Raw genomic sequence first — 18,751 nt, 5'->3', positions numbered from 1 at the left:
CGGCCTCGCGGCCCCTTCGCCTCACAGCGCGATCAGGTGCACTCGGTCGCCGCAGAGCTTGGCGGTGATCGCCGACGTGGGGGACTGGTCAGGTAACCCCCGCGATGGCGGCATGGCCGCTCACCCGACAGCAGAGGCATGGCGCGGTATGGCAACAAAAGGCCCCGGGCTTTTGTCCTGGTCCTGGGACTTCTCCATGGAACGGGTGACGGGAATCGAACCCGCGCTCCGAGCTTGGGAATCGACGGCGCCCTGAGATCGATATGGGACCTGACCAAGGAGAAATGCCGTCGGAGGGCACACTGCGAAGGTGCGTGGAGTGCCCCCTGTTGACCGTGGTTGACCAGGCTGAAGGGCACGGTTGGGGCACGACCGGCGCGTGCGCCATCTGTCCGGGTGCTGCCTCGACCAACGGGAAGCGGCATCAGTGCGACGGAGATCCCTCAAAAGAGTGGGAACACCGACATCCGGAGCCCGATGGTTAACGCACACTCGGTCGTCCGCTGGTGGACCGGATCAAGAGGGCCGAGAACCACCACCTGAAGGAGCTGCGGCCGGGCTCCTCCGGGGACAGCGAGATCCGCGTCCTCTTCGCGTTCGATCCGATCCGCCGGGCGGTGCTGCTGGTGGCTGGTGACAAGGCCGGCAACTGGAGAGGGTGGTACGACGCCAACGTCCCGCTCGCGGAGTGGCGCTACCGCGAGCATCTGGCTGACTTGGGCATCAGGGAGTACGAATGAGCACGGTGAGCTGGAGCGAGACCAAGCGCAAGGCCCGTGAGCGTCGTGAGGTCGCCGGTCTACCCGTGAGGTCGGAGCAGGAGAAGCGGGCGGCAATGGAGCGGCTCGTGGCAGAGTTGCGCGCTCACAAGCTCGCGGAGATCCGACAGGACCAACCGCTCACACAGCGGCAGGTGGCCGCATCGATGGGTGTCTCGCCGCCGCGCGTGTCGGCGATTGAACACGGTGATATCGACCGCGCCGAGGTGGCGACCTTGCGCTCCTATGTGGAAGCCCTCGGTGGTCGCCTGCGTATCGTCGCGGACTCCGGAGACGCCGAGTGCACGGTCGCCTGAGAGGTAGCAACCCTCCTGGCCAAACTGCTCACGCCCGGGCCATCCGCCGTGCCTTTCATTGGAGCGGCGTGGAAATCGAACCCGCGCTCTGAGTCTGGGATCGCAGATGTTCGGCCGATCACTGTATTGCTGAACTGCGCATACAGTGCATCCAAGCGGGCTGAAGGTGTTATTCGCACCTGTGTCGCTCTCGGTTTTCCGATGTTATGGGCGCACTGCGGACGCGAGCGGGACGTTGCAGCCGGGGTCGGGGCGTGGGTGCGGTGACTCTGCATCCGTGGGAGCCTTCCGCGACCATCGGTCACTTTCTGGCATTGAGAGCATGCACACCGTGGCGGCGAGGGGTCGGAGAGCGCAAAATGTCGCATCTGTGGTACAGACTCTGATCTTCGTAGCGGGCAGCCTGGGGCCTGAGGTGAGGAAAGTGCTGACGCGGTGCATCGCCATAGGGCTCGGGGCCGTTGTCATCGTGGGCATCGTGCGGATATTGCTTCGACAGGTTCGGGGACTGTTGGCGGACTTTGGTGATGTCCGCTGTGTTTGGCGTGATGTGCGGAGATTCGTTCAGGATCGAGATCCCGTACCTACTCACTGGTGTGCCAGACGTGCCTGCGCAGATCGCTGCGCGGCCCGTTGGCGAGCTCCCCCCAGATGTGCATGGAGTAGTCATGCCAGGTTGAGGGGTTGCTTGGCTGCATTTGCCCTGCGTGCCCTGTCGGCAGCGAGCGGTTGCCGCTGGATTCGACGCCGAGGTGCAGACCGAGAGGGAGAAGGCCGCTGAGAAGTCCAGGGCTCACGCATCTGGTGCGGATCTGGTGCGCGACGCCTAATGCGGTCTGGACAACAAAAAGGCCCCGGGTCATTGACCTGGGGCTTTTGCATGGAGCGGGTGACGGGAATCGAACCCGCGCTCTGAGCTTGGGAATTACCGGCGCTTTGGCGGCTGAACAGCATCTGACCTGGGAGTATCTCCTCTGCCAGGGGCACGTGCATGGGGCGTGCTGACTCCGCCGATGACCGCTGCTGTCCGCACTGGAGGGCACGGATGGGGCACGACAGCACGGTAGGCGATCCCCATGGGACGGAATTGGGCCTGGCCGGGGCCCTAATCGTCTTCTTCCACGACCGCTTCGAGAAGTCGCTCGGCGATGTCGTCGGCCCAGACCTGAGCCCACTGACGAACTTCCAGGATCTGATCCTCGCCGAGCCCGTAGGCGGCGAACTCGACGTCGTCGATCCATTCAGCGCCCTCGAGGCGGGCCTGAAGGTCGGAGAGGTCAAAGGTGTCGCGGGCGTGCCGTCGGCCGAGCTCCTCCAGCTCGACCGGGCTCCAGCGGCCGGCGGCGGCGTGCACGTCGACGAGGTCACGGGCGAGGCCGCGGTCGGCGAGCGCGCGGACCTTGGTGCCGACGACGTCCTCCAGGGAGAGCACCAGGCCGTGTTCCGTCTGCACGGGCGGGCGCCAGATGGTCTCCTTCAGGATGTCGACCTCGCACTCGCCACCGCTGCCGGGGTCGGTCACGATCAACCGCGCGGACAGCGGATCGGTCTCCACGGCCCGCACCAGCCAGCCATGTTCCTCCAGCCCTCTGCGCACGGTGTCGGCGATGTCCTCCATCCGCTCGGGATTCTCCGTGGCGACGTCCAGGTCCTGGCTGAGCCGGTCGACCAGCCCGTGGGCCTGTACGGCATAGCCGCCCGTGAGAACGAGCGGATACACGTCCCCCACGGCGAGCAGATCCTCGAGGAGCCGTCGGTGCAGGTCGGTGAGCCTCACGCGGTCGCCCGGGTCGGGTGAGCCAGCTCGCTGAAGGCGTTCTCCCAGGTGTCGCGGATGTCGCGGCTGACCAAGGTGCGGAGCACAGGCCACAGAGTGATCAGCAGATCGTGGTTGAGGTAGTGCGCCAGGTCCTCACGCACGCCCTCGGCCAGAAGGATCCGGTAGAAGCTCATCCGCAGCCGGGGCTGGTCGAGGTCGAACTGGGTCAGCCCTGACCAGGCCAGATGGAGAGGGAGCCGGACGGTGCCGTGGGCAGGTCCGACCAACTCCGAAAGATCGGCGGGGAGCCGCCTCGCGAACCTGGCGCGACGGAGCTCGGAGACGGTGGGCGTAGCCATGGGGGGATTATCCCGTACCTCACTCTCCTGGGGACGCCGAGTGACGCGGGGAGACAAGCCATGCCGGCCTCGGCAGGGCCGCCGCCGGGCCGGGGGCCACGGCGCGGGCGGAGCGGCGGGCCGCTGAAAAGCCGGATGACGAGGTATCTGGTGCGGATCTGGTGCGCGACGCTCAATGCGGTCTAGACAACAAAAAGGGCCCGGGTCATTGACCTGAGCCTTTTCTTTGGAGCGGGTGACGGGAATCGAACCCGCGCTCTGAGCTTGGGAATCAAGGGCGCCTTGGTGGCTGAACAGCACCTGACCTAGGCATATCCTCCGCCGGAGACAGATGGAAGGGGCATGCTGACTCCGCCGTTGACCGCTGCTGTCCGCACTGGAGGGCACGGATGGGGCACGACATCGCGGTAGACGATCCACATGGGATGGAACCAGGCTCCGCAGTCTTGCCTGGCCGAGGAGTGTCCTGCCGCAGTGACGCAGTTGCCCGTACTCGCCGGCGGTTGCCTGCCGGGGCCCTCAGTCGTCTTCTTCCGCGACCGCTTCGAGGAGTCGCTCGGCGATGTCGTCGGTCCAGACTTGAGCCCACTGACGAACTTCCAGGATCTGATTCTCGCCGAGCCCGTAGGCGGCGAACTCAATGTCGTCGATCCATTCGGCGCCCTCGAGGCGGGCCTGAAGGTCGGAGAGGTCAAAGGTGTCGCGGGCGTGCCGTCGGCCGAGTTCCTACAGCTCGACCGGGCTTCAGTGGCTGGCGGCGGCGTGTACGTCGATGAGGTCACGGGCGAGGCCGCGGTCGGCGAGCGCGCGGACCTTGGTGCCGACGACGTCCTCCAGGGAGAGCACCGGACCGTGTTCCGTCTGCACGGGCGGGCGCCAGATGGTCTCCTTCAGGATGTCGACCTCGCACTCGCCACCGCTGCTGGGGTCGGTCAGGATCAACTTGGAATAGGAGGCTTCAGGTTCCACCGGGCGGGCCCTCGTCACCCTGATTGTCTGCGGTTCACCACAGCATCGGGCACGCTTGCGGCATCAGGGCAAGCGTTCCACAGCGTGCAGAGCGGGTGGTGTGGAGAGGCTCTGGGCGGGAGTTGCCACGGATGAGAGATCGAGGGCCCGTAAGCTGCTGGCGCCTCGGGCAGCACCCGCCTGCTTGCGCGAGCCCAGAGCGTGTCTTCAATCTTGAGGCCACCCCATAATGGCTGGTTGAAGCCACGGAGTACAGCCCGACTCAGCGTCACCACCTCTTCGTATCCCAAGCAACTTGGATAGGGCTGCTGCGTTGATGACAGCCCGAGCGCGATCGTGCCACTGCTTGCCCTCGACACCGAGCGGTGCAGCGACAACATCATCTATCAGGTGGTGCAAAGTGGCAGCTGTCCCATTCAAGTGGGCCGTTCTGTGAAGTGTAATACAGGCAGGAGAGCATCAGTGCCGTGTTATCTGCGGCATGCCCAAAGGGAATGTTGTCCTGGTTGTCCTCGTAGAATGAGAAGTCGACTTTGCCGTCGGGGTGGAGTGTAGTGAAATCGATACCGAGTAGCTTGCAAATGTAGAGAAACTCCTCACTTTCCTTCCTCTTCCCTGAGAGGTATTCGTGCAGTCGGGCGCAGACTTCGAGCATGGAGCGACCCTTTTCGGTGACTTGGAGTAAGCCGTAGTATTTATCCTCTTCGCGCGAGAGGATCCCTGTTAGCTCGAGCCTGAGAATTTCTTCTTTCAGGCTCGGAATTCCGATTCCGTAGCGCTTTGATGCTCTTGTATAGTTGCCCAGATACTCGTCTCTGCTGAGCTGGGCGAGTAGCCAAACAGGCAGGCCGAGGCGCCCCGATATGGTGAAGTTGCGGACGTCCTGAGAGGTGATACCGCCCAAGGCAACTCTCATGAGTAGGTCGCGGTACACGTCATTGCGTAGCCCAGCTCGCACCACCGTTCGAGCTTTTTCGTCGTCAGCATCAAAGTCTGCCGGGACCCAAAATATCCGTAGCTTTGAGAGGTTTTGCCGCAGAGGTGATCGCCTGTAGTCCTGGATGATTTCTTCCACGCGCCCGCGGATTGCAACTGCATCTCGGGCGATATAGACCGCCGCAGTGGACTCGTCATCCGTCAGGAGAGTTCGAAGATCCTTATCGATGCCATCTCGATCATGTTTCCATAGCGTCTGACCCGAAACGGCGCGGGTCCAATTCTTCGTCAGGTCACACGAAAAGTCGAACTTCTTACGGCCGGATTCCCGGCAGCCGAAGAGTTGTGCGTTGGCGGACTCCTCCATGATGTTGAGCGCGGTTTCGGAGAGGAACGTGTGCTCAACAGACTCGGCCATATTTTCCTCGCAAGACCAGTGAGACGACTTGCGGGGACGCTAGCAGAGACCTCTGACATCGGGACTGGAAGGTGGTTCCGGAGCCGACCACCTCAGCCACGACGTGATCCTTCTCTGGGGTGATGGGGGCGGAGTCCGGTGAAGTTGACCGGGGCGCGGGGCCCGGTAGGGGCAGGGGCGATCAGGAGACGGTCCCATGCATAGGTGAGGTCACCGGCTGGTCTTCGACGCCGTAAGGGGCAGGGGTGATCACCGTGGCGACTGCGTCGCCCCCGAACAAGATCGACAACGCTGCCGAGCTCCAGCATGCCATCCTGGAGTACGACTCGCCACGCTGGCACCAGCGGCCGCTCGCGTTCGCCGTCCTCGGGACCAGGATGCTGATGTGAAGCGTGTGAGTGGCAGCTGCATGATCGACTCCTGCTTCCACTGCGATCACAAGGGCCTGTGCGAAACGGAAAAGGGGGCCGTGGTCCAGTGTGTTCCCGGCCCCGTCATTCCTCCACAGGTCGGATCGCCGGATACGTCGGCCGACGTCCGACCTGCTTCCCGTGGCGACCGCTAGTGCTCTCCGTGGCCCATCCGATGAGCCAGGTGCGCACGGTGTCTCGGCCGGGGATGCATCGGTCGGGTTCGTCCTCGGTCGGGCTGGTCCGGAACGAAGCCGGGTTACTGCGCGACCTGTGCGATGCGGCGGGCAGGCGTGTTGTCTGCCTTGTCAGTGCCACCAGCCGCCGCTCGGCCGAAGACTCAAGCCTCAGCGCGAGCGTGCACCAATCAAAGGTCCGCTCTCTCCTGCCCTCTTGAGTAACGGCCCGAGTTGCGATCAGCTTTCACTGACCGCGCTGACGGGGAGCTGAAGCTGGCCTTTGCCAGTCCTTCCGGAGGGGAAGCAATGGCGATCAAGGTGCTGTGGGTTTCGTCCGTGCAGGACGAGTTGATCAACAAGGCCGTGGCGCTGGGCGATCGATACACCAGGACATTAGGGCTGATGAAGCCCCCTGCGTACCGGCAGGCGGCGGAGGATGGAGGGCTTGTGGCCGCCCTGGAGGCCGATGAGGTAATCGGGTATGCGCTGCTCGGACTACCGAAGAGAAGCGCACACGTGCGCCTTGCGCATCTGTGTGTCGCAGAGGAGCGGCGCGGCAGAGGTGTGGCTCGGCTGCTGGTGGAAGCGATCAAGAAACGGTATCCGCAGCGGCTCGGCATCAGGGCCAAATGCCGGCGGGACTATGGCCTCAGCAGTATGTGGAGGAGTCTTGGTTTCGTTCCGCGCGGTGAGGTGCGGGGACGTGGCCGTGACGGCGAGATCCTCGACGGGTGGTGGCTGGACCTTGGGCACCCCGATCTGTTCGCAGAGGCGGAAAGCGACGCGCTGCTGCTGGTGACGGTGGACCACGCTGTCTTTGCGGACTTGCGCGGCCTTGCCGAGACGAGCCACGCGGAGGAATCTCGCGCACTGGAAGCTGGCTGGATGACTGATCTCGTCGAACTGGCCTACACCCCGCAGCTGGTCCACCAGATCCGGGACGTCCCGGACACGGCCGAGCGTCAGCATCAGCGGGCGGCCCTGCACGGCCTGCGCCAGCTCACCCCTGACCCTGCTGTCGTGGCCGAGCGAAGCAGCGCATTGCTGGAGGCGGCTACGCGCACGCTCGCCGACCTGACCGTCGACGCAGAGCTACGTCGTTGCCTGCGGTATGTGGCGGAGACTTCGTGTGCCGGGCTTTACGTTCTCGCGACTCGCGACCCGCTGCTGACCAGCCTCGCCGACGTGGCCTGGGAGGTCGCCCGAGTCCGCGTGGTCTCGCCATCCACGGTGACGATGCATGTGGATGAGCTCCGGCAGGCCCAGGTTTACCGCCCCGCCGACCTGCTCGGCACGGACTTCCAGGTCAGCGAGATGCCACCAGGTGCGGAAGACGAACTGGTTGCCTTCTTCCACCAGTCGGGCAGCGATGACGGCTCGGCCTTCGCGGCACGCCTCCGGTCCCTTGGCGATGGCATGGTCGCATGGCGCCGTGAGCTGCTACGGGATGGGCAAGGCCACCCGGTCGCCCTCTACGCGTGGGCACTGGACGGGCGAACCCTGATCGTCCCGATCCTCCGCACCGCCGGTCATCCGCTGGAAGCGTCACTCGCCAGGCAGCTCCTCTTCATGCTCAAGCGCCATGGAAGGGACTGCGGGGCCGAGATTCTTCGGATCAGTGATCCGTACCCCTCCGCGGTCGCCAGGGCTGCGGCGGGGGACGACGGGTTCTTCGAGCATGACGGGCAACTCGTGGCTCTCCTGGTGAACGTGTGCGGCACGGCGGCCGAGGTCGAGGCCGTGGCCGGTGGGCTTGCCCGCGAGTTGGCCGTGGAGGCGCCCTCCCTCCACGCTGGAATGCCGGCCGAGGTGACCTCCCTGGTGGAGCGAGCTTGGTGGCCGGCGAAAGTCATCGACTCCGAACTGCCGTCCTTCCTGGTGCCGATCGAGCCCCGCTGGTCCACCGAGCTGTTCAACGTCCCCGCCATGCTGCTGCCGCGCAGCGACGTCCTCGGCATCAGCAGGGAGCACGTCTACTACCGCTCCTCTGGGCACCGCGGCGAGAGCGTTCCCGCCCGCCTGCTCTGGTACGTCAGCAGGGGCGGGGCCGGTGTGGAGGGCCAGATGGTGGTGGGTGGTTCGCGGCTCGACGAAGTACTCGTCGACACACCCGACACCCTCTTCTCGAGATTCGAACACCTGGGCGTATATGGTCGGGCTGAGGTACGCGCAGCCGCTGACGCCTCGGGCCGTGCCATGGCATTGAGGTTCTCGGACACCGAGATTTTCCCCAAGCCGGTCACGCTGCGGCGATTGACCTCCCTGGCCAAGGGGCTGGGACTACCGTTGTCGCTGATCTCGCTGTCGAAGATCAGTAACGAACTGTTCCAGGCGGTCTACAAAGAGGGGCACCGAACGACGTGAACGAGCCGGAACGCGCGATGCTGCTGTCCGTCCACCCGCGCTTCGCCGCCGCGATCCTGGATGGCAGCAAGACGGTGGAGGTCCGCCGCCAGCGCGTCGCCGCTCCTCCCGGGACACCCGTTGTGCTCTACGCGACCGCGCCCACCATGGCCCTCGTGGGCATGGCGCGCATCGCCGCAGTCCACGTCGCCTCTCCCAAGGAGGTCTGGTCAGCGCATCGAGCCCGGACGGGGATCACCCGTCGCGAGTACGACGCCTACATGAGCGGCGCGGCTCAGGCGAGTGGCCTCACGCTGGAGGACCCGGTGTCCTTCGTGGAACCGGTGCCGCTCAGCGCGCTGCGGGCCGCCGGAGCTTTCCGCCCTCCTCAGAGTTACCGCTACATGAAGAGCGATGATCTGCGGCAACTTGCCGCGGCGCGGCCTGTGGTGGGCACTGCTCTTCGCGAGGCACTGAGAGACCTGGTGCCCGCGTAGTGCGTGAGGCTGTAGTCCTCGGGGCTTGCCTTCTCCAGCCGTTTGCTTCCCCAGGGCGTGATCAATCGAAGAATAAGGTGGCCCACGGATGGGCGGGCACAACACCGCCATGGTGGGAACACGCGCCTTGTCGCCCGATGGAGGTGGAAGGCCAACCGTCACGGCAGTGAGCGGCCGAGGGCATCTCCACCCGGGTCACCTCGGTGGGCGCCTGCTCTATGTGAGCAGCATCGGTGATGAAGTCGTCACTGAAACACTCCCGGTGTCCGAGAACGACCTGAGCGGCCTTTCCAGCAAGGCCCCGTTTCTTGGAGTAAGCCGTCGATATGTCCAGCTCGGTGGCGGACACGGCATAAGGATCACCGAGGTCGTCGGGGAGTGCGTTCCCAAGCTGCAGGATGCTGACGTTTGGGTCAGCTGCGTACACCAAGGGAACGTGGACGGCGCGGGCCTTATCGCTCAGCGACAGGGCCCTGTCCCGGTGTAGCTGGCATGTGGCCTCTCGGCGCCCCTCCTCCCAGGCGTCCCAAGCGCAGGCGCCCAGGCTGGCCAGCAGTGTCAGGGCGATGAGAGTAAGGCATGCGTGGATTGTCCGCAGCTCGCGCTCTGCGCGCTGCCTTGCCCGTTCGGACAGCGCCCTCGCCTCTTCTGCGGCGGCTATATGCTCAGCCTCAGTGGCGTGGTATCGACAGCCTCGACCTATCTCCTGGGGCAGCTTGCACGGAGTCCCCTTTTTGGTTGGGCGCCCGCAGCGCAGGGCTGCCCTGCGCTTCCGAGAGGGACTGTATCTAGGCGGCATGCCTCGCATTGTGAACCACTGGTGCGCTGTCTGGGCAGATCGGACGAGGCAGGTCTTGGCATGCTCCAGCTGTTCGCTACGGCGGGCAAAAGCGACTCAGCTGTCGGCGGTCGTGTCGAGAGACACGACCGCCGATGTGTCGTTCCTGGTGTCAGGCGGCCTCGCGGCCCCTGCGGGTGCGGTGGTGGAAGATCTCGTTGAACGTGTCGCGGGCGCCGGTGGGGTCGATGTAGTGCATGGCCAGCAGGGCGGCGATGACGGCGCCGACGAGGTCGTTCTGGACCTCGGCCCAACTGTGGTCGTCGTCGCAGGTGGTGAGGCCCTTCAGGCCGTGCAGGGCGTGCATGGCCTCTCCGGCCTCCTCGGCGACCTTGCCGACCTGGAGGGCCTTGAGTTCCTCCGGCGGGAGGTGGGCGCCGGCCTTTCGGCAGACGGCGGAAAGCTTTTCGATGTCGTCCCACAGGTCGTTCATTACGGATCTCCCATCCGTGTGGCCGGGCCCTGGTAGGCCCGGCGGCGGGGTCAGGGCTGTGAGGGGCGGCCGAGTTGGCGGACGGTCCAGCCGGCCGTGCGCCAGGTGTCGGCGTTGACGAGGTTGCGGAGGTCCACGAGGAGTGGGGTCGCGGCGAGGGTGGCCAGGAGCCTGGGGTCTGCGTCGCGGAAGTGGGGCCATTCGGTGGCCAGGACGATCAGCTCCGTGTCCTTGACGGACTCCTCCAGGTCCTCGGAGTAGTCGAGCTGGGGGTGGCGCTTGAGGGCGGCGGGGACGGCGTGGGGGTCGTGGACGGTGACCTTGGCGCCGCGCTGGTGGAGGAGAGTGGCGAGGGTGAGGGCGGGGGATTCGCGGACGTCGTTGGTGCCTGCTTTGAAGGAGGCGCCCCAGACGGTGATCCTCACGCCGGTGACGGGGCGGCCGAGGGTGTCCTCGATGAGGGCGAGGGCGGCGGCGGGGCGGGACTCGTTGACCTGCTCGGCCGCGCGGAGGAGGGTGGCGGCCTCGCGGGCGCCGAGGGTCTGGGCGGAGGCGGTGAAGGCGCGGACGTCCTTGGGGAGGCAGCCGCCGCCGTAGCCGGGGCCGGCGTTCAGGCCGCCGCGGCCGATGCGGGGGTCGACGCCGATCGCCTCGGTGAGCTGCTGGATGTCGGCCCCGGCGGCGGCGCACATGTCGGCGACGCCGTTGATGAAGGAGATCTTCAGACCGAGGTAGGCGTTGGCGGCGCCCTTGATGAGTTCGGCGGTGGCAGGGGTGGTTACGAAGAGGGGGATCTGGTCGCGGAGGAGTGGGGCGTAGACCTCGCGGACGACGTTCTCGGCGTGCTGGGAGGAGACGCCGGCGACGATGCGGTCGGGGCGGAGGCTGTCCTCGACGGCGTGGCCTTCGCGGAGGAATTCGGGGTTCCAGACGACCTCGACGTCCGTTCCGGCGGGGGCGAGGCGTGCGAGGAGGGCGGCGAGGTCGCGGCTGGTGCCGACGGTGACGGTGGACTTGCCGATGATGACGCAGGGGCGGGTCAGGTGCGGGGCGAGGGCGCGGGCGGCGCCGAAGACCTGGCCGGTGTCGTAGCTGCGGCCGTCGGCGTCGATGGGGGTGCCCACCGCGAGGAAGTGGACATAGGCGAACTCGGCGGTCTCGGCGAGGCTGGTGGTGAAGCGGAGCCGCCCGGAGGCGGTGTGGGTGGCCAGCAGTTCGGGCAGCCCGTCCTCGTAGATGGGGCACTCGCCTGCGTTGAGCCGGTCGATCTTGGCCTGGTCGAGGTCCACGCCGATGACCTCGTGGCCGATCTCGGCCATCGCCGCAGCGTGCGGGATGCCCAGGTGGCCGCAGCCGATGACGGATACGCGCATGGTGCCGACGTTCCTTTCCCTCTGCCTCCGCCCGGACGCCCGGGCCGGTCACGGCGCACGCTAGCGTCCGGCCGCCGACCGGCCCTCATCGTGCAGGTGGCTCAGCGCGTCCGTTGGGCGAGAAGGGTGACGAGTTCCGGCAGGCCCTTACCGGCCGGCTTCCGGCAGACGAGGTCACCGTCCTGCGGACCCTCGAGGGGGTAGGGCATGAACGTGCCGTTGTTCCAGAACCCCTCGGGGTCGAGGTAGACGATGCGCATACCGCGCTCGCGGGCGCGGGCCTGCACCTTGCGGCGGTCGGCGTGGAGGCCGATGACGAGGAGGGCCTTCGCGCCGTCGGCGAACTCCACGTCGGGCACCATCTGGTCGTACCGGCGCACGAAGCACTCGTCGAGTCCGGCGCGGGCCGCGAGGACGTCGAAGTTGTGCGTGATGACCGGGCCGACCATGTGACCGGCGTCGTGGAGGGTCTTGAGGGCGTGCATGGCCGGGGTGGGGTCGGCGAGGAAGCAGGACCGGAACATCTCGGTGAGTTCGTCTGCCTTCTCCTCCGGTTCGGTCAGGACCTCGTGGAGCAGCGGGTCGGTGGCCGGGAGGAGGGTGAAGCGGTGCTCGCGCGGGTCGTCGTCCTGGCGGTCGGTGACCCGATAGATCTCGTGCAGGCGGTGCAGGGGCGGGATGTCGGCCTCCACGGACGTGCCGCAGCCGATCTCCGCCTGGAACGGGAGGTGGTCGGCCAGGGTGGACAGGTCATGGACCAGGGTGGGCGTGCCGCGGCGGTCCTTCTGCCGGATGCCGGAGGCCAGCACGTTCCAGGGGCGCTGCCGGATGAAGGGCGGGGGCGTGTAGCCGACGGAGGTGATCTGCACGTCGAGGCTGCGGTAGTGCCGGGGGAGGCGGCGGCCGACCGCGATGTCCTGGGGGTGGGTGTTGTGCGGGGTGATCCGGCACCGCAGGTCGCGGCGGGTCCACATGGTGCCGGTGGGCGTCGGCCTCCAGCCACCGGTCACGAGGGCGTCGTGCACCGCCTTTTCGTGCTCGGTGATCTCTCCGGACGGGGCGGACACCGAGTGGTACAGGTACAGGTCGGTGAGGCCGATCGCGGGGGCGGCCGTGGTGGGCACGAGGTCGTAGCGGTAGCGGTAGTGGATGACGCGGCGGCGGGCGTCGTCGTCGCAGGTCCAGCCGGACTGCCTGGCGGTGGCCTTCTCCTGCGTGCGGCGCCAGATGCCCTCCTCGATGTAACGGGGGCGGTCGGCGTCGCCGAAGTGGGCGTTCCACTCCCGGAGCTGCTGGGGGGTGAGCTGGTCGATGACGATGTAGGGGATGTCCACGGTGTCCCTCCCACTGTGGCGGTCAGTCCTGGCGTGGGGTCGGGCCGAGCCGCCAGGTCTCGTTCGTTCGGTCGGTGACGCCCCGGCCGGTGATCGGGAGATGCCCGGTCACCGCCGGGACGGTTTGCTCGTCGAGGAGCTTGGTCGCTCCGGCAGACGGGGCGCGCGGGCCGGCCGTGTGCCGGAGCTAGTCGACGGGACTGCTGACGTCCGGTACGGAGGTGGACGTCGGCCGGTCGGGGAAGAGGAGTTCGGCAGCCTCGCCACGCAGAGCCCATGCCGGTCCGGAGAGGCCGAGGAGGGCAAGGACGGTCACGGTGAGGCCGGTCGCCGAGTCGTTGCGGGACCGGGATTTGGGCGCGTGGGTGGTCGCGCGGTGGCGTCCGGAGGCAGTCACGAGGTGCCGCCGAGGGAGCGGTCCTGCTGGGCGAGGACGCGTTCCGTCTGCGCGTGCAGCCGCTCCAGGTCGGCGGGCGTGAGGATCAACGCGGCGTCGGTGCTGTCGCCGTCCTCGTAGTGCACGCGGACGGGCGTGGACGCCTGTCTCGCGCGGTGGTCGTACACCGCGTCCTGGGCCAGCAGAGTCACGTGGGTTGCCTTGGCCGGCACCGGGCGCAGCGTGCTGCCGTCGGCGGGCGCGGACCACGCGGCGCCCCCGCCGGGCGGGCGGAGGTGATAGGTGGCGGCGCCTTCACCGGGAACGGCGACGACGACACCGACACGGCCGCTCTTGGCCGCGTCGGCGGCCAAGTCGCCCAGCCGCGGGTAGAAGGGAGCCGAAGTTCCCAGCTCGGGCCCCTGCGAGGGGAGATGGGGAGTCGGTCGTCCGGTCATGCTCCGTGACGTTAAGGACACGCCAGGTGCTGAATATGAACCGGAGGAATACGACCCTTATCCGTCCAGGTGGAAGCGGTCGGACATGCGCCGCAGCTTCTCCCGTGTGGCTGCCCGCTCGGCGTAGACGATGCTGCGCAGGGTGGAACGGGCGATGGGGTGGTTGCGGACGAGCTGCGGGGCGATCCGCTCGGCGGTCTCCAACTCGGTGAGGGCCTTGTCCCTGTTGCCATCCCACAGCCAGGCGCGGGCGAGGTCCATGTGGTGATGGCCCTGGCGGGAGTTGGGCAGAGCGGCGATCAGCTCGCGGCTGACGCGGCGGTTCATTGCCAGCGCCTTGCCCTGCTCGCCCAGTTCGAGGGCGACGCTGATCGCGTGGATCTCGACGTTGCCGGGGGAGAACGTCACCGAGTGCCGGTCGTACACCGGAGGGCCGACGTGGGCGGTCATGCGCTCGGCGGCTGCCTTCGCGAGTCCGATGCGGTCCTCCGCTTCCGCGGAACGCCCGCCCCTGGCGGCGGAGACAGCAGCGCGGAGCTGGAGCGCCCCCCACGCCCGGACGGCCAGCGGTTCGCCCTGGTCGTACTCGTGCTGAACGCTGCTGATGGCCTTGTCCGACAGGACGATCGCGTCGTCCCAGTCGGCGCTGGCCCACATGTCCCACACCCGCATCCAGTCGGCGACAGCGGCCATCACGGGGTCACCGGACAGCCGCGCGGACCAAGCGGCCCGCTCGCACGACATGGCGATCAGCTCCGGGTGCCCGAGGGCGTGAGCGGCGGTGTGGGCGAACTTGCAGCACACCGCGTACACCGCGTACGCCTCTTCCCGCTCGTGGCCGGTCGAGACCTCGGCGAGGGCCCGTGCCTCGCGGAACAGGTCGGGCAGCACCTGGAGGATCGCCACGTTCGCCGCCGCGTCCCGCAGCCGGTGCAGCCGGGTCATTTCCCGCCACAGGTGCGCCGAGGAGCGCGGGGTGCCGTCGAAGACGGGGGCGAGGTCGTAACGGCGCAGCTCACGGAGGATGGAGGAGGCGGCGACCTGCCACCGGTTGTCCTCCGGCTTGCTGCTGTACGGACGTCCGATCAGGTCATTCGGGTGAACGTGCAGCTCAGCCGCCAGGAGGTTCAGCAGGCCCACGCGGTCGAGCTCGATCAGGCCGCGTTCCATTTTCGACACCCAGCCCTGCGACTTCCCCAGGGCAGCGGCGAGGTCGGCCTGGGGCATCCCGAGCCGCAGGCGGGCCCGGCGGGCGCGGCGGCCGATCTCCTCGGCTTCTTCGAGCATCAGCACTTCCCCTACCTGTAGGCGGGCCGGGTCGGCGGAAGCGTTCGGCAGGGCGGCAGTGCGGCTCTGTCCGTTCGGGGCTTCGCCACCAGAACGGTACCCATGCCGGAGGGGGTGAGGGCGAGCCCTGCCGAAGTGGATGTTCGGCAGGACTCGCCCGTCAGCCCCGTCGGGTCAGCGTCGTTGTCCGCGTGCTTCTGTGGGGACGGGCTGGCTCGGGGTGGCGACGGGAGCCTGTCGGCGCTGGCCCGCGACTGCGGCTGCCTGTGCCGTTCGCGCCTGCGCCGCCCGAGCGCGGGCGCTCGGAGCCGGGCGGGTGGCAAGACGGCGGACGCGCCAGGTGAGGACTTGGGCGACGGAGTGGGCGTCGTTCAGTGACCGCTGGCGGGCGGCCTGCTGGAGCAGCTGCTCGGGTCGGTGGCTGGCCTCCTCCGCTTCGGCGAGCACGGTCGCGAGCGCGTCCCACCCGGGATCGGCGAGGACGCGCTCCGCGAGTTCGGGGATGCCGACACGGAGCTGGTCGGCGTGCCGTTCCACCGTGCGTGCCGACGGTTTGCGCTGGGCCAGGGCGGACAGGGGCGCGACGGCTGCTTGCTGGTAGGCGGCCTGGAGGTGGACCAAGGTCTCGCGAGCAGCCGCGACCTGCTGGTCATGGCAGCGCAGCTCGTGCCAGCGAGCTGCGGCGATCACGACGAGGAGCGCGGCGTCGAGGAACATGGCCAGCAGCGCTCCGCCGTCGCCCGTCGGCGTCGTGCCCACGGCGCGGACCGCGCCTCGCAGGGCACGGGCGTGGTGGTGCTCAGCGCGCACGCGCGAGCGAGTGGCGCGTTCGAAGGTGAGCGCCGCTTGGCGGAGGTGAGGGCGGAGTTCCTTGGGGGTGAGGACGGGGAGGGCGTCGAGGGCCTCGCCGAACGCGGCGAGGTGGGCTTGCGCCGCTGCGTCGTCGCCCTGGTCGAGGAGGGCGGGGATGCGCTCGGCGGCTGCGGTGGCCTGGTGCCAGGGGTTCCGCCTGCGCGGGGCGTTCGGCTCGTGTTGGTACTGCGGCTCGGTGGCGGCGAGTCGTTCGCGGATCTTGGGGAACGACAGGTCCGGGGCGAGGGCCGAGCCGGAGAACCACACCGGCTGGTCGGCGGCGTTGGTGTCGTCGGCCAGGGCGACCTTGTACCCCTTGATGTCGCCGGAGGGGAAGCGGAGGATCTCCACCAGGATGCCCGTGCCGGACAGCAGGTGGATGAAGTCCTCCGGGCTGGTGGATACGGCGACCGCGGCGCGGACGGTGGTGCGCAGACGTTCGCGCGCGGTGAGCCGGTGGCCGGCACGGTGCGCCTTCTCCTTCTCGGCGCGGGTGGGGCGCTTGGCGGCGGTGCGGTCGCCGCGTATCACCTCGCGCAGCCCGTACTTCTTCTCGATGGCGGCGAGTTCCTTGTCCGCGGTCAGGTAGTCGTTCCAGTGGCGCGCGACGCGGAGGTCACTTCGCACGGTGGTCGCGGCGATGTGGATGTGGTCGTCGGCGTGGCGGACGGCTACCCATCGGCAGCCGTCGGGGTCGCCGTCGCGTGCGATGCCGGTGGCATGGACGACCCGGCGGGCGATGGCCGCCCACTCGTCGTCGCTGAGAACGCGGTCTTCCGGAGCGGCGCGCACCGAGCAGTGCCAGACGTGCTTATCGGGCGCGCGGCCCTTCCGCCGGACCTGCTTGACGTGCAGGTCCAAGTCTTGGGCGAGGCGCTTCTTCGCGGTGTCGAAGTCTCGGGCGCGGCCGGGGTCGGGGGCGAAGCCGTCCCAGGAAGCGACGAGGTGCGGGTCGGTGTGGTCCTTGGCCTTCTCCGTGTCGAACAGGTAGCGGATCAGGCCGGTGGTGCTCTTGCCGCCGCTGATGCTGGCGATCACTCAGGCCGCCTTGCTGTTGACCGCGCTGTTCGTGGCCGCCGCGATGGAGGTGACGGCGGCGCCGACAACTTCCATGAGCTGGCCGGTCTGCGCGAGCAGGGCGTTGTCCCCAGGGTGTGGATGACCTCCGGCGTTCAGGCGGTGGGCGATCTGGTTGACGTTGCCGCCGATCTTGGCGACCTGGGTGCGGAGGGCGTTCAGCTCGTCGATGTAGTCGTCCAGCTTGGTGCGCTGGCCGGGCAGGGCGACGTCGCCTGCGAGGTGGGCCATGATGACCGCGCCGACGAAGTGGGAGACGGCGATGTTGAGGGCGCGGGCCTCGGCGCGGATGGCGGCATCCTCTTCTCGGCTGAAGCGGGTGGTGATGCGCTCGTTGCGCTGGACGGCATCGCGGCGGCGACGGCGGGCGACGCGATGCAGGGCGGCTTCGTCGGCGGCGCGCGGAAGCGGGTCGGCGGGAGCGGCGATGCCGTTCTGGTCGGGCGTTCCCTGACGCCCGAACGCCTCCGCCACCCCCGGGGCGGAGGCATCGACGTGGGGCCGGCCATTAGTCGGTCCAACGTCATACCTTGCTCCGCTGGTGGCTGGCGCTGTGACGCGTTCCTGCCGCTGAGAGGGTATTTCGTGGTGCGAGTCGTGCATGTCTGGTTCTCCGGTGAGCTGTTCGATGCGGGGGAGGGTGGTGGCCCGTATGGAGGCACGGGACGGCGGAGACGGAACCGGCAGGGGAGCGTGGTCCCGTGACCAAGTCCCTGGGCGGTCCCGGGGCCCGCGTAGCCGTCCCGCCCAGACCCCGGGGTGCCGCCACTTGCGACCAGTAAGGCGTTGACCTGGGAGGACTTCCGGTCAGCAGTCCGTTTCCGGCGTGGTCCCCTCGTACGGTCCGGTGCGCAAGGCAGCCATGACCTTGGTCAGCCGGTCTTCGCTGACGCTATGACCGGCGGTGCGTATGGTCTGGCGGACCGTGGCCCGGGTGGGCCTTTCGTGCGCACGGAACAGCGGGCGGACGAGGTGGACGAGGTCCTCCAGATCAGCGCTGGGCGGTCGGCCGATGCGGCGGGACGGGACGGTGGCGTCGGCTCCGGTCCCACGGTCGCCGGCCCCCGGGGGCTCCTTACGGAGCTCCAGTTCGGAAGGGGACGGCTCGGCGAGCAGCGGTGTGTCCGCCTCTCCTGGGCCGCTGAAGGCCTGGCGTCCGATGAGGATGTGGAGGTGGACCGCACCCGCCAGAGCAAGAGGGGCCGCTGTGGAGAGCACGCCGACGGTGGCGTCGCCGAGGTGCAGACCGGAGGCCGGGGGCCCCTCGTTGAGGCGGATGGCGTGGAGGGCGTTGGCCCAGACGCTCGCGGCGGTCGCTGTGCCGAAGAGCGCCCACACGTAGAGCCGAGCGCGGAAGGGTGCGGTGCGCAGGACGAGGAGCGCGCGGACGCCGTAGGCGATGAACCCGTCGATCACCAGCGGGAACAGGTAGGTGAGCACGCCGCGAACGTGGATGGCGGAGGCCACCTGGCGCAGTGCGTCGTACGAGAGCGCGCACGCTGCGGCGCCGAGAGCGGCGATCGCGGCGTGGTCCCAGCCGGTGACGCGGTGGGCGGTGGCCGGACGGGGGCTGCTGGGGAGGGTACGTGTTGCTGTCACTGAGGGCGGTTCCATGTGTGGCTTGTGACGTGTGGGCCGGGTGGCGGAGAACCCGTCCCACACGTCCCCTGCCTGGTCAGGGCAGGTACGAGTGGCGCGGTGATGTCGAGTCGACCCGTCACGGTCACCTGACTCGTCCCGGGGCTCACCTGCACGGATACGGGTGGGACGGGTCGAGA

The 18,751-nt window shown here is 68.1% G+C and carries 16 protein-coding genes and 2 pseudogenes; 5 read left to right on the top strand and 13 right to left on the bottom strand.

What is annotated here, in order from left to right; genetic code table 11:
• Window positions 1-491: 491 nt before the first annotated feature.
• Both ACYVO2_RS07820 and ACYVO2_RS07815 read left to right on the top strand, forming a co-directional pair.
• A pseudogene (locus ACYVO2_RS07820) lies at window positions 492-740 on the top strand (type II toxin-antitoxin system RelE/ParE family toxin); the annotation flags it as partial.
• Window positions 737-1,075 carry an XRE family transcriptional regulator gene (locus ACYVO2_RS07815; protein ID WP_461006877.1) on the top strand — a complete coding sequence of 113 codons (339 nt, stop codon included), beginning with the start codon at window positions 737-739 and terminating at the stop codon, window positions 1,073-1,075. The pseudogene ACYVO2_RS07820 and the gene ACYVO2_RS07815, both read left to right, overlap by 4 nt.
• Before the next feature lie 1,105 nt (window positions 1,076-2,180).
• Here ACYVO2_RS07815 and ACYVO2_RS07810 read toward each other — a convergent pair.
• The 4 genes and pseudogenes from ACYVO2_RS07810 to ACYVO2_RS07795 form a co-directional block, all read right to left on the bottom strand.
• Entirely contained in the window at window positions 2,181-2,852 is a 672-nt protein-coding gene (locus tag ACYVO2_RS07810) for a nucleotidyl transferase AbiEii/AbiGii toxin family protein (protein ID WP_461006876.1), read from the bottom strand.
• Window positions 2,849-3,193 carry a transcriptional regulator gene (locus tag ACYVO2_RS07805; RefSeq protein ID WP_461006875.1) on the bottom strand — a complete coding sequence of 115 codons (345 nt, stop codon included), beginning with the start codon at window positions 3,191-3,193 and terminating at the stop codon, window positions 2,849-2,851. Before ACYVO2_RS07805 ends, ACYVO2_RS07810 begins: the two co-directional genes overlap by 4 nt.
• Window positions 3,194-3,712: 519 nt before the next feature.
• Window positions 3,713-4,135, bottom strand: a pseudogene (locus ACYVO2_RS07800) (nucleotidyl transferase AbiEii/AbiGii toxin family protein); the annotation flags it as partial.
• A 406-nt stretch (window positions 4,136-4,541) separates the two neighbouring features.
• On the bottom strand, window positions 4,542-5,516 hold the full coding sequence (locus tag ACYVO2_RS07795) for a hypothetical protein (protein WP_461006874.1): 975 nt from the start codon (window positions 5,514-5,516) through the stop codon (window positions 4,542-4,544).
• A 254-nt stretch (window positions 5,517-5,770) separates the two neighbouring features.
• Here ACYVO2_RS07795 and ACYVO2_RS07790 point away from each other — a divergent pair, with 254 nt between their 5' ends.
• The 3 genes from ACYVO2_RS07790 to ACYVO2_RS07780 all read left to right on the top strand — a co-directional run bounded on the left by ACYVO2_RS07790 (window position 5,771) and on the right by ACYVO2_RS07780 (window position 8,945).
• The gene (locus tag ACYVO2_RS07790) at window positions 5,771-5,905 is read left to right on the top strand and encodes a hypothetical protein (RefSeq protein ID WP_461006873.1); all 135 of its coding nucleotides are present in this window, start codon (window positions 5,771-5,773) and stop codon (window positions 5,903-5,905) included.
• Between the two features lie 506 nt (window positions 5,906-6,411).
• Complete coding sequence (locus tag ACYVO2_RS07785) at window positions 6,412-8,469, top strand: GNAT family N-acetyltransferase (RefSeq protein ID WP_461006872.1); 2,058 nt, start codon at window positions 6,412-6,414, stop codon at window positions 8,467-8,469.
• Complete coding sequence (locus ACYVO2_RS07780; RefSeq protein WP_461006871.1) at window positions 8,466-8,945, top strand: ASCH domain-containing protein; 480 nt, start codon at window positions 8,466-8,468, stop codon at window positions 8,943-8,945. The genes ACYVO2_RS07785 and ACYVO2_RS07780 overlap by 4 nt, the downstream gene beginning before the upstream one ends.
• Window positions 8,946-9,006: 61 nt before the next feature.
• On the opposite strand, the gene ACYVO2_RS07775 is transcribed toward ACYVO2_RS07780, so the two are convergent.
• The 9 genes from ACYVO2_RS07775 to ACYVO2_RS07735 all read right to left on the bottom strand — a co-directional run bounded on the left by ACYVO2_RS07775 (window position 9,007) and on the right by ACYVO2_RS07735 (window position 18,572).
• Window positions 9,007-9,372: a DUF3761 domain-containing protein gene (locus ACYVO2_RS07775; RefSeq protein ID WP_461006870.1), complete on the bottom strand. Its 366-nt coding sequence runs from the start codon at window positions 9,370-9,372 to the stop codon at window positions 9,007-9,009.
• A 523-nt stretch (window positions 9,373-9,895) separates the two neighbouring features.
• On the bottom strand, window positions 9,896-10,216 hold the full coding sequence (locus ACYVO2_RS07770; protein WP_461006869.1) for a MazG-like family protein: 321 nt from the start codon (window positions 10,214-10,216) through the stop codon (window positions 9,896-9,898).
• Between the two features lie 50 nt (window positions 10,217-10,266).
• Complete coding sequence (locus ACYVO2_RS07765) at window positions 10,267-11,589, bottom strand: UDP-glucose dehydrogenase family protein (RefSeq protein ID WP_461006868.1); 1,323 nt, start codon at window positions 11,587-11,589, stop codon at window positions 10,267-10,269.
• Between the two features lie 101 nt (window positions 11,590-11,690).
• Window positions 11,691-12,923 carry a hypothetical protein gene (locus ACYVO2_RS07760; protein WP_461006867.1) on the bottom strand — a complete coding sequence of 411 codons (1,233 nt, stop codon included), beginning with the start codon at window positions 12,921-12,923 and terminating at the stop codon, window positions 11,691-11,693.
• Window positions 12,924-13,316: 393 nt separating this feature from the next.
• Window positions 13,317-13,757 carry a hypothetical protein gene (locus ACYVO2_RS07755; RefSeq protein WP_461006866.1) on the bottom strand — a complete coding sequence of 147 codons (441 nt, stop codon included), beginning with the start codon at window positions 13,755-13,757 and terminating at the stop codon, window positions 13,317-13,319.
• Window positions 13,758-13,814: 57 nt separating this feature from the next.
• Window positions 13,815-15,044 carry a helix-turn-helix domain-containing protein gene (locus ACYVO2_RS07750; protein WP_461006865.1) on the bottom strand — a complete coding sequence of 410 codons (1,230 nt, stop codon included), beginning with the start codon at window positions 15,042-15,044 and terminating at the stop codon, window positions 13,815-13,817.
• Window positions 15,045-15,218: 174 nt separating this feature from the next.
• The gene (locus ACYVO2_RS07745) at window positions 15,219-16,934 is read right to left on the bottom strand and encodes a relaxase/mobilization nuclease domain-containing protein (RefSeq protein WP_461006864.1); all 1,716 of its coding nucleotides are present in this window, start codon (window positions 16,932-16,934) and stop codon (window positions 15,219-15,221) included.
• Window positions 16,935-17,447, bottom strand: a complete 513-nt coding sequence (locus ACYVO2_RS07740) for a plasmid mobilization protein (protein ID WP_461006863.1) — start codon at window positions 17,445-17,447, stop codon at window positions 16,935-16,937.
• A 333-nt stretch (window positions 17,448-17,780) separates the two neighbouring features.
• Window positions 17,781-18,572 (bottom strand): DUF2637 domain-containing protein, encoded by a 792-nt coding sequence (locus tag ACYVO2_RS07735; protein WP_461006862.1) that lies wholly within the window; start codon window positions 18,570-18,572, stop codon window positions 17,781-17,783.
• Window positions 18,573-18,751: the final 179 nt, after the last annotated feature.

The sequence above is a fragment of the Streptomyces capparidis genome, from assembly GCF_054782095.1.
This window is presented reverse-complemented; position numbering and strand designations above follow the sequence as displayed.

Excerpts from the sequence above, each read along its gene's own strand:
- ACYVO2_RS07815 (WP_461006877.1), top strand. The coding sequence starts at position 737 with ATGAGCACGGTGAGCTGGAGCGAGACCAAGCGCAAGGCCCGTGAGCGT.
- ACYVO2_RS07805 (WP_461006875.1), bottom strand. The coding sequence starts at position 3,193 with ATGGCTACGCCCACCGTCTCCGAGCTCCGTCGCGCCAGGTTCGCGAGG.
- ACYVO2_RS07795 (WP_461006874.1), bottom strand. The coding sequence starts at position 5,516 with ATGGCCGAGTCTGTTGAGCACACGTTCCTCTCCGAAACCGCGCTCAAC.
- ACYVO2_RS07785 (WP_461006872.1), top strand. The coding sequence starts at position 6,412 with ATGGCGATCAAGGTGCTGTGGGTTTCGTCCGTGCAGGACGAGTTGATC.
- ACYVO2_RS07770 (WP_461006869.1), bottom strand. The coding sequence starts at position 10,216 with ATGAACGACCTGTGGGACGACATCGAAAAGCTTTCCGCCGTCTGCCGA.
- ACYVO2_RS07765 (WP_461006868.1), bottom strand. The coding sequence starts at position 11,589 with ATGCGCGTATCCGTCATCGGCTGCGGCCACCTGGGCATCCCGCACGCT.
- ACYVO2_RS07755 (WP_461006866.1), bottom strand. The coding sequence starts at position 13,757 with ATGACCGGACGACCGACTCCCCATCTCCCCTCGCAGGGGCCCGAGCTG.
- ACYVO2_RS07750 (WP_461006865.1), bottom strand. The coding sequence starts at position 15,044 with ATGCTCGAAGAAGCCGAGGAGATCGGCCGCCGCGCCCGCCGGGCCCGC.